This window comes from Vibrio sp. 03_296 (genome assembly GCF_002265885.1).
The window spans coordinates 1-9,083 of sequence record NZ_NPKW01000096.1; the positions used below are offsets into that span (position 1 = coordinate 1).

At 45.3% G+C, this 9,083-nt stretch carries 9 protein-coding genes and 3 pseudogenes; 3 read left to right on the plus strand and 9 right to left on the minus strand.

The genetic code is table 11. The features are described 5' to 3' along the window. A partial coding sequence (locus CIK04_RS11650; protein ID WP_176463324.1) for a transposase occupies positions 1 to 255 on the plus strand: 255 nt, incomplete at its 5' end. Between the two features lie 107 nt (positions 256 to 362). Here CIK04_RS11650 and tatC read toward each other — a convergent pair. From tatC to rmuC, 7 genes and pseudogenes are all read right to left on the minus strand, one after another. Next, on the minus strand, positions 363 to 1,112 hold the full coding sequence (gene tatC / locus CIK04_RS11655; protein WP_017789570.1) for a twin-arginine translocase subunit TatC: 750 nt from the start codon (positions 1,110 to 1,112) through the stop codon (positions 363 to 365). Positions 1,113 to 1,280: 168 nt separating this feature from the next. Further along, positions 1,281 to 1,571: pseudogene (gene tatB, locus CIK04_RS11660) on the minus strand (Sec-independent protein translocase protein TatB); the annotation flags it as partial. 3 nt (positions 1,572 to 1,574) lie between these two features. Next, on the minus strand, positions 1,575 to 1,811 hold the full coding sequence (tatA, locus tag CIK04_RS11665; protein ID WP_097353664.1) for a Sec-independent protein translocase subunit TatA: 237 nt from the start codon (positions 1,809 to 1,811) through the stop codon (positions 1,575 to 1,577). A gap of 51 nt (positions 1,812 to 1,862) precedes the next feature. Then, positions 1,863 to 3,497 carry a ubiquinone biosynthesis regulatory protein kinase UbiB gene (gene ubiB, locus CIK04_RS11670; protein ID WP_097353663.1) on the minus strand — a complete coding sequence of 545 codons (1,635 nt, stop codon included), beginning with the start codon at positions 3,495 to 3,497 and terminating at the stop codon, positions 1,863 to 1,865. Beyond that, on the minus strand, positions 3,494 to 4,099 hold the full coding sequence (locus CIK04_RS11675) for an SCP2 domain-containing protein (RefSeq protein ID WP_017420527.1): 606 nt from the start codon (positions 4,097 to 4,099) through the stop codon (positions 3,494 to 3,496). The genes ubiB and CIK04_RS11675 overlap by 4 nt, the downstream gene beginning before the upstream one ends. A gap of 8 nt (positions 4,100 to 4,107) precedes the next feature. Then, the gene (gene ubiE, locus CIK04_RS11680) at positions 4,108 to 4,890 is read right to left on the minus strand and encodes a bifunctional demethylmenaquinone methyltransferase/2-methoxy-6-polyprenyl-1,4-benzoquinol methylase UbiE (RefSeq protein WP_011078975.1); all 783 of its coding nucleotides are present in this window, start codon (positions 4,888 to 4,890) and stop codon (positions 4,108 to 4,110) included. Further along, complete coding sequence (gene rmuC, locus CIK04_RS11685; protein WP_026050263.1) at positions 4,890 to 6,476, minus strand: DNA recombination protein RmuC; 1,587 nt, start codon at positions 6,474 to 6,476, stop codon at positions 4,890 to 4,892. The genes ubiE and rmuC overlap by 1 nt, the downstream gene beginning before the upstream one ends. A 131-nt stretch (positions 6,477 to 6,607) precedes the next feature. Here rmuC and CIK04_RS11690 point away from each other — a divergent pair, with 131 nt between their 5' ends. Continuing rightward, on the plus strand, positions 6,608 to 7,516 hold the full coding sequence (locus tag CIK04_RS11690) for a DMT family transporter (protein WP_097353662.1): 909 nt from the start codon (positions 6,608 to 6,610) through the stop codon (positions 7,514 to 7,516). A 17-nt stretch (positions 7,517 to 7,533) separates the two neighbouring features. Here CIK04_RS11690 and CIK04_RS11695 read toward each other — a convergent pair whose 3' ends face one another. After that, a complete protein-coding gene (locus CIK04_RS11695; RefSeq protein ID WP_097353661.1) occupies positions 7,534 to 8,361 on the minus strand; it encodes an HDOD domain-containing protein in 828 nt (275 codons plus the stop codon). A 143-nt stretch (positions 8,362 to 8,504) separates the two neighbouring features. On the opposite strand from CIK04_RS11695, the pseudogene CIK04_RS11700 reads away from it, so the two are divergent. Further along, a pseudogene (locus tag CIK04_RS11700) lies at positions 8,505 to 8,750 on the plus strand (transposase); the annotation flags it as partial. On the opposite strand, the pseudogene CIK04_RS11705 reads toward CIK04_RS11700, so the two are convergent. Beyond that, positions 8,682 to 9,083: pseudogene (locus CIK04_RS11705) on the minus strand (IS30-like element ISVvu6 family transposase); the annotation flags it as partial. The pseudogenes CIK04_RS11700 and CIK04_RS11705 sit on opposite strands and share 69 nt — an antisense overlap.

Sequence of the window (9,083 nt, forward strand, 5' to 3'; positions counted from 1 at the left end):
TATCGACGTCGAAGTGAAACAGTAGAACGGAGCTTTGCAGATGCCAAGCAACATCATGGTCATCGTTATGCTCGCTTCYGAGGTCTAGCCAATGTGCAAATGCAATGTTGGTTGGCAGCGGCAGCCCAAAACATCAAGAAGATAGCGTTGGTGGTGAACTATCTACGAAAAATGGGCTTAAATATGGCAGAAATAAGGCAGATACTTGCTTCTGTATACCCGTGTAATGAATGGAAACTTCTGCGCACGATATAACAAAAAAAAATCACGATCGCGACCTACGGTCGCTTCCAAAAAAGAACCCCACTTAAAAAGCGGGGTTCGTCATCAATCTGAAGCGGCTTCATGAAGCCGCTTTTTTATTATTCTTGCTCTTGTTCTTCACTTTCCTCTTTGCGGGTATAGAAACGCGCAAAGAACAAACCGACTTCGAACAACAAACACATCGGAATGGCCAATAGGGTTTGCGAAATCATATCTGGCGGAGTTAACAGCATCCCTACGATAAACGCACCAACAATAATATAGGGGCGTTTTTCGCTTAAGCTCTTCGGATCGGTTGCTCCTGTCCAGCACAGCAAAATGATCGCTACTGGTACCTCAAAAGCAATACCAAATGCTAAAAACAGCGCTAAAACAAAATCCAAATAACTGGCGATGTCGGTGGCAAACTCGACGCCACCCAAAGAGATGGCGGTGAAAAAGCCAAACACCAGAGGAAAGACAACGTAGTAAGCAAACGCCACGCCGCAATAAAACAATAACGAACTGGAAGCCAACAATGGCATGATTAAGCGACGCTCATGCTTATACAGGCCAGGCGCCACAAACGCCCAAACCTGATAAAGAATAAACGGCACAGCCAAAAAGACCGCCACGATCAAAGTCAATTTGAGCGGCGTAAAAAACGGTGAAGCCACATCCGTTGCGATCATCGTCGCCCCTTCAGGAAGACGCTCCACCAGCGGCGCCGAGATAAACTCGTATATTTCACCAGAAAAATAGATTAGACCGACAAAAACAATCAACACTGCAAGGAGCGCTTTCAATAAGCGATTACGCAGTTCTAACAAGTGGCTAATCAAAGGTTGAGTCTGCTCAACGGTAGACATGTCAAACCTCTAGAATCAAAACGGATCAAAAAAGAGCTACCCAAAGAGTAGCTCCCCTATGTGAGACTATTCGGACTTGGTATTTGCCGCCGATGTTTTTGCCGCCTCAGTTTGATGAATCACATCACTAGACGAGCTGGACGTGGCTTCATTTTTGGCTGACACATCTGCGTATGGGCGATTCACCGACTGAGCTGCTTGTTTTAGCTGCTCCACAGACGCTTTCAGGTCTGGCGAAAGTTCTTCCATCCCCATTTGCTCTGCTTTACGCAAGTTTTCTTGTAGCTCCTGAACTTTGAGCTCATGAGCTAACTCGTCTTTAACGCTATTTGCCATGCTTTTTGCTGCACCAACAAATCGCGCCACACTACGAATCGCATGCGGCAAACGCTCTGGCCCTAAAACAACCAGACCCACGACAAATATCAATACCAGTTCCCAAAAACCGATATCAAACACTTATTACGCCTGCTCTTTGTCTTTTTTAGTTTCGGTCGCAGCTTGTTTGTCTTGCTGCTCTAGACTTTTCGGCTCAAAGTCTGCGTCTTTCTTCTCAGACTCTTCTTCGTTCATTGCTTTTTTGAAGCCTTTAATTGCGCCGCCTAAATCACTACCAATACCGCGCAGTTTTTTAGTTCCGAATAGCAATACAACGATGACAGCAATAATCAACAGTTGCCAGATACTGATACCACCCATTCTTTTTACCTCGGGTCTTTTGTAACAAAAATTAGATCAAGAGTTTAACGTCTAACGACGATAAGCTCGCCAACTGAACAGCCAAAATGTGACGCCTGCAATAGCCGTCGCCAGTGAAAGCTGTTCATAAGTGTGGTCCACCAATATTGCCGAGCATACGACTAATGTGGCCCCAACACCAAATAAAAACTTTCCTGTTGCCTGCTGGCGCTTGCTGGCTCGATAGCCTTGGTAAAGCTGATCCATTCTCTGGTTCATCTCTTTGCCCTGTTTGAGGCTGTCATACAGCAACTCCGGCAGTTCAGGTAATTTTTCCGCCCAATAAGGCGCGCGGTCTTTTATTGCATTGATCAACGCCTTAGGACCAACTTGATTCATCATCCACTCTTCAAGGAAGGGTTTTGCGGTTTCCCAGAGATCAAGTTGAGGGTAAAGCTGGCGCCCTAACCCTTCCACATACAGCAAGGTTTTTTGCAATAACACCAGTTGTGGCTGAACTTCCATATTGAATCGCCTTGCGGTATTGAATAGGTTCAATAGCACATGACCAAAGGAGATTTCACACAACGGTTTGGCAAAAATCGGCTCACAAACAATACGAATCGCAAATTCAAATTCATCAATATTGGTGTCTGCCGGTACCCAGCCAGAGTCCACATGCAGCTCGGCTACACGTCGATAATCACGATTAAAAAACGCCAAAAAGTTTTCCGCTAAATAGCGTTTATCTTCGCTATTTAATGTGCCAACAATGCCACAATCCAAACCAATCCATTGGGGGTTCTCGGGATGTTCAGGGTTAACAAACACATTCCCTGGATGCATGTCTGCATGGAAGAAGCTGTCGCGAAAAACCTGGGTAAAGAATACACTCACCCCTCTTTCTGCCAACAACTTCATGTTGGTGCCATTCTCTTTCAAGCCTGCAATATCCGAGACTTGGATGCCATATATTCGCTCAGAAACCATGACAGTTTCATTACTAAAGTCCGGATAAACTTCAGGAACATATAACTCTTCACTGTCGGTAAAATTGCGTCTTAGCTGTATCGCATTGGCCGCTTCGCGACGCAAATCAAGCTCGTCCAGTAAGGTTTTCTCATACTCTCGAACCACTTCGATTGGTTTAAGACGACGTGCTTCAGGCATTGCTTTGGCGACTATACGCGCCATACGTCGCATCAGTTTTAGATCTGCATCAATGATGGGACGAATATCTGGGCGAATGACCTTTAATACCACTTCTTGGTTAGTCGTTTTCAGCTTGGCGGTATGCACCTGCGCAATGGAGGCCGACGCTAAAGGAACTAGGTCAAAATCACTAAACCAAGTTTCTAGAGGCCCACCGAGTGCTTGCTCCATTTGCGCTTTCGCCAATGCACCATCAAAAGGCGAGACTTGATCTTGCAGCAGTGCAAGCGGGTCTGCAATGTGAGGAGGAAACAAATCGCGACGAGTAGACAACATCTGGCCAAACTTAATCCAAACAGGGCCCAGCTCTTGCAGGGCAAGACGTAGACGATCCCCTAACGGCTTTTCTGGATGCTGATTCTTAAGCCAAAACAAGCTTTTGCGCATCCAACGTGGTGCTTTGGCAAGTTGATGGTCTGGCAGTAGATCATCCAAACCATATTCAAGCTGAACTTTAATGATGCGATAAAGACGCTTTAGCTCTGTCGGGGTCATGCTTTCTCCAACAGTTTTTGCAGACGAGCTTCTAGTCTGGCGAGATCACTTTTGGCATCGTCCACTTGGTCACAGAAGTAAGCCACTTCCAATGGTCCAGGTGCCAGACGCCATTCTTCGGTAATCACCTGAGCAAGATGATGCTGTTGCTTTTTTGCTTGACGGCCGACAAAGCCACCAACATTCTTTACACCCTGAGCCAAAGAGTGAGCGACCACATCCCCAGTGACACGCGATACCCATTCCTCCACATCCGGTTTTGCATCCGAGATGAGCTGAGCAAACTTCTGCGCTAATTGAATGTCCCCTTCAAGGATCAGCTTGTCTTGCTTAATCAGCTTCGTGATATTGGCCTGCTCTTTCAGATCAGGCAACACCGCTAATTTAAGCGACAAATAACAATCCGGTTGGCCTTCATAATTGGCTAATACATCAATCTGTTGGCTAAAAATAAACGTCAACGTTTTGTTCACCTCTTGGAGATGAACTTGGATCACTTGCCCCTTTAAACGTAATAAACGCTTTTCGAGATCCGGATTGTCTTTTACCAGCACATTGAGGCTAGTTTCAATCACTGCGGTAATGAGTGGTTCAAATGGCATGGAGGCTCCTAAAACTTGTAGCCACGATGCAGGGCAACAATGCCACCCGTCAAATTGTAGTATGAGGTATTTTCAAAGCCAGCTTCTTGCATCATGCCCTTAAGGGTCTCTTGATCAGGATGCATGCGAATCGATTCGGCCAAGTAACGGTAGCTATCGGCATCGTTCGCGACTAACTCACCCATCTTCGGTAATAGGTGGAAAGAGTACGCGTCATACACCTTAGATAACGGATCAAAGACAGGTTTGGAAAATTCCAATACCAACAAACGACCACCCGGCTTGAGCACTCGGAACATCGAGCGAAGCGCTTTATCTTTGTCAGTCACGTTACGTAGGCAGAAACTGATGGTAATAATGTCAAAGTAATCATCCGGAAATGGCAATTCCTCGGCATTCGCTTGTACGTAATGAACGTTACCGACAATGCCGCTGTCTCGTAGTTTGTCACGACCGACATTGAGCATAGAATTATTGATGTCAGCGAGAATGACATGACCCTTTTCACCGACGATACGGGAAAACTTGGCAGTCAAATCTCCTGTGCCACCACCTAAATCTAATACTCTCTGACCAGGACGAGCACCACTGCAATCGATGGTAAAGCGCTTCCACAAACGATGAATTCCCCCTGACATCAGGTCGTTCATAATGTCGTATTTGGCTGCGACTGAATGAAATACTTGAGCAACCTTAGCGACTTTTTCTTCTTTCGCTACGGTAGTGAAACCAAAATGCGTGGTTTCTGATGATTCTAAAGCTGTATTCGATTGCACGCTGATGTCCGTCATTATTTTTCCTCTTGGGCAGTGCGGTTCGATTGAGGGCCGAAATGGTTTTCTTGGCCCAAGACTGCGGTCGAATAGTTTACTTTATCCTCAACGGGATGTCTTTCTACTAAAGAGTCATTTTGTGCTAATTGAGTTAAATCCGCCGAGATAGGGCGTTTGACTTCAACACCCAGCTCTTTGAAACTTTCCGCCTGACGAATGACATTTCCTCGCCCGGTCACCAATTTGTTCATTGCCCCTTGGTAACTTTGGTTAGCTTTATCCAGCGCTCCGCCTAAGTTTTGCATATCATCGACAAACAAGCGCAGCTTGTCGTATAGCTTACTTGCTCGCTGTGCAATGATCTTCGCGTTCTGGCTCTGACGCTCATTGCGCCAGAGGTTATCAATGGTTCTCAGAGCAACCAGTAATGTGGTTGGACTCACCAAGATAATATTTTGTTCCATCGCATCTTTGACCAGGCTCGGATCAGCTTGTATTGCTAATTGGAAAGCTGGCTCGACAGGTATAAACATCAGCACATAGTCCAAGGAGTGAATACCTTTGAGCTGGTGATAATCTTTTACACTTAATCCTTTAATATGCGCACGAATCGCAGCAAGGTGATTGGACAACTCAATGTCGCGCTCGCTGTCCGACTCCGCATGGAAATAGCGCTCATAGGCCACCAACGTCATTTTGGAGTCGATCACCACTTGCTTATCTTGAGGTAAATAGACGATCACGTCGGGTTGATAGCGTTTACCCGCTTCATTTTGCAAACTGACCTGAGTCTGATATTCATGCCCTTCGCGTAATCCTGATTCCGCAAGCACACGCGCCAACACCACTTCTCCCCAGTTTCCTTGCTGCTTATTGTCTCCTTTGAGCGCTTGCGTAAGGTTCACGGCTTCACGAGTCATCTGCTCATTCAGGCGTTGTAAATTTTTCAACTCATGCACAAGCGTATGACGTTCTTTGGCTTCATAACTGAAACTATCATTGACCTGCTTCTTAAAGCCTTCTAACTGCTCTTTTAAGGGGGATAATAGTCCCTCTAAGCTGAGGCGGTTTTGTTGATCAACCTTAGCGGTTTTTTCTTCAAAAAGTTGATTCGCAAGATGCTCAAACTGCTGTTTCAAGCGCACCTCTGCTTGTTCCAGAATTTGCAGCTTCTCCTGATTAGCTTGATTCAGTTGCTCATGACGAACCTGCTGCTCACGCAGTTGTGTCTCTAATTTTGCGTTGTGTTCCCTTAACGCCGTTAACTCATCAAAGTATTGTTGACGCTCTTGTTTTACCGCATCGAAGTAGCGTAGTTTCTCAATTGCGGCCATCAACTTACCATGGGTTTGTTTGACCTCATAGGCCGCCTGATCGCGCTCCTGATCATAATCATCTAACTCCGTTTGAAGCTGTTGCATTCCGTGCTGCAGTTGTTCGATTTTACTGGCAGATAAGCGTTGTTCACTTTCTAGCTGTTGTTGCAACAACTGATTCACCACCTCTAGCTTCTGGCGCTGCCACCAAGCGGCTAAAATTGCAGTCGATAGCGAAGAAAAAAGGGTCAGCAGAAGGGAAGCTTGGTTATCTATAATCCATTGCATAATAAGGCGTTCTAAGAAAAGAGATGCGTGTTTCAATGGTATTTACATACTGGATAAATGTCCAGTTTGTTGCACAGAAAATCCTCGCTTACACTAGGTGCTTTGCTTGCTGACTATCATTTTGAGGATTTATGAACGAGCATCGCGCCCTAGGATTCGGGCTTTCTGCTGTATTGTTATGGTCTACTGTAGCGACCGCCTTTAAACTTACGCTCGCTGAGTTTAGCCCTATCCAAATGCTCACCGTGGCCAGTGTTGTTTCTGCAATGGCCCTTCTCACGATTTGTGCCCTACAAGGAAAACTGACACAAATCAGTACTACTTTCTTATCAAATCCTTGGTATTACTTACTACTAGGGCTGATCAACCCATTAGCCTACTACCTCATTTTATTTAAAGCCTACGATCTGTTACCTGCCTCTCAGGCACAAGCGATCAACTATAGCTGGGCCATCACACTGACACTAATGGCTGCCATGTTTCTTGGGCAGAAAATTCGTAAGCAAGATTGGGTTGCCTGTGTATTCAGCTACGTTGGCGTGATTGTCATTGCCACAAAGGGCGATTTATTAGGGCTATCATTTGAAAGCCCTGTGGGCGTAGCGCTAGCACTCACGTCGACTTTACTTTGGGCTGGGTACTGGATCCTTAATACTAAAAACCAAGCCGATCCTATTGTTGGTGTCTTGCTTGGTTTCTTAGTCGCTATTCCTTTTGCCATTGCTTTAACAGTCATCGAAGGCCAGTCATGGGGGCAGATTTCGATGCATGGCTGGCTTGCTGTCACTTATGTTGGCCTGTTTGAAATGGGAGTGACTTTTGTCCTATGGCTATCTGCACTGAAACTCACCAATAACACGGCAAGGATCAGCAACCTCATTTTCGCCTCACCTTTTATCTCTCTCATGCTACTTTCCTCCATAATTGGTGAGGAAATTCACCCTACAACCCTCATTGGCTTGATGCTCATTATTGCAGGACTGGTTATTCAGCAGATCAAATGGGGTAAAAGAAAGTTCGCTGCCGCGGATCACTCTTAACGGATATTGGCTTACCGCTAACTAAACATGTTGTAAGCCATTTCACTTCCTTGCCCTCTGATTTGATCGATCACAAAAGCGCGTCCGGGAGTAATGCCCAGCGCCGCTGCCGCAGGATGTTCAGCCAAGTAATGTTGCTTTTCCTCTTCCTCTAACATCGAATCCCAGCGCTTATTGATGTCTCTTGCTAAGTAGAGCAAGCAAGCTAACCGTTTGGCTATTTTAGCCTTGCCAGGATGATTGATGTTTTCAATAGCATCTTTCATTTCTGGCGGAAACTTCCAAGCTTCAGCTAGCTTCGCCCCAAGTTCCGTCGCATCCGTGCCTAATACCTCTCTTTGTGCACTTAACGAGGACTGCCCTTCAGCAATTTTATTGCTGATTTCCATCGCCTGTTCAGGCACCAAAGAGTGAATCATCAACTCTCCAATATTGTGCAGTACACCCGTGGTAAAGACTTCATTAGCATCCAACTTCGCTTGATCTGCTAATTTGCTCGCAATCATCGCAACTTCAAAGGTATTGGCCCAATAATCCTTGATATTCAATGTTTCAATTTTGGGGAACGCGCTGTAGAGAATTGAAGAAGAAACAAGAGTACGAACAGCCCCACTCCCAACACGAATAACCGCTTCATTGAGGTTGGAAAGAGGTTTGTTACCGGCAAAATGTGCCGAGTTAGCCATTCTGAGTAATCGGGCACTGAGTACCTGATCCATTGCCAATTTTTTTGATAGCTCAGAAAAATCAAAATTATCTCGATTGACCATCTCAAGTAATTCTTGCAGCACACTCTCAATCCGAGGTAATTCGTTGAGACGTGAAATCAGAGCTTCTTGGGACATACCTCTCTCCTTAGACTGTCGTGTTACTTAATTAATATAGGACACATTAAGCAAGATAGACTCCTCGTTCACTATTTAGTTTTTGGTATTGATTGAAAGCCTGTTAGGAGCCTTAAATTAACTAGACTGAAGAGCCAAGAAAATTGGCTAAGTTCCTAAAGGTAAGCAGAACCAGTGTGAATAAATGGGTACAAACATTCCGTGAAGAAGGGCTTGAAGGACTGCAAGAGAAACCAAGAACGGGTCGCCCAGCATTTCTTAACGCGGAGCAGCGAGAACAATTAAGTCAGCTTAGTATCAAGTTTGAAGTGCGACACTTTTTAAAGATGCGCATGAATATACTCCAGTGGTGTTCTATACCCAAGTCTTTTGCGTGGGCGCGTATTTAATTTGTGTGCAATTTCATTGCATAGCTTCTGTGTCACGTGTGACATGGAAGTTCGTTTTGGTAAGTATTGTCGCATCAAACCATTGGTGTTTTCATTAGTGCCTCGCTCCCATGAGTGGTATGGATTTGCAAAGTAAAACAGACAGTTATGATGTTTTTCTAGTTGTGCGTAACCATGAAATTCAGTGCCGTTATCCGAAGTTATCGTCTTAAAAGGTAAGTCAGAGCGGGTCATGATTTTGCTCATTCTTACGTTGAGCGACTCGCTTGTTCTATCATCCATTTGCCCGATAAAAGTGTAACCAGTCATTCTGTCGACTAAAGTCACGATACA

Bases quoted from the DNA above. Each gene is read 5' to 3' on its own strand.
- tatC (WP_017789570.1), bottom strand. From the start codon at position 1,112: ATGTCTACCGTTGAGCAGACTCAACCTTTGATTAGCCACTTGTTAGAA.
- tatA (WP_097353664.1), bottom strand. From the start codon at position 1,811: ATGGGTGGTATCAGTATCTGGCAACTGTTGATTATTGCTGTCATCGTT.
- ubiB (WP_097353663.1), bottom strand. From the start codon at position 3,497: ATGACCCCGACAGAGCTAAAGCGTCTTTATCGCATCATTAAAGTTCAG.
- CIK04_RS11675 (WP_017420527.1), bottom strand. From the start codon at position 4,099: ATGCCATTTGAACCACTCATTACCGCAGTGATTGAAACTAGCCTCAAT.
- ubiE (WP_011078975.1), bottom strand. From the start codon at position 4,890: ATGACGGACATCAGCGTGCAATCGAATACAGCTTTAGAATCATCAGAA.
- rmuC (WP_026050263.1), bottom strand. From the start codon at position 6,476: ATGCAATGGATTATAGATAACCAAGCTTCCCTTCTGCTGACCCTTTTT.
- CIK04_RS11690 (WP_097353662.1), top strand. From the start codon at position 6,608: ATGAACGAGCATCGCGCCCTAGGATTCGGGCTTTCTGCTGTATTGTTA.
- CIK04_RS11695 (WP_097353661.1), bottom strand. From the start codon at position 8,361: ATGTCCCAAGAAGCTCTGATTTCACGTCTCAACGAATTACCTCGGATT.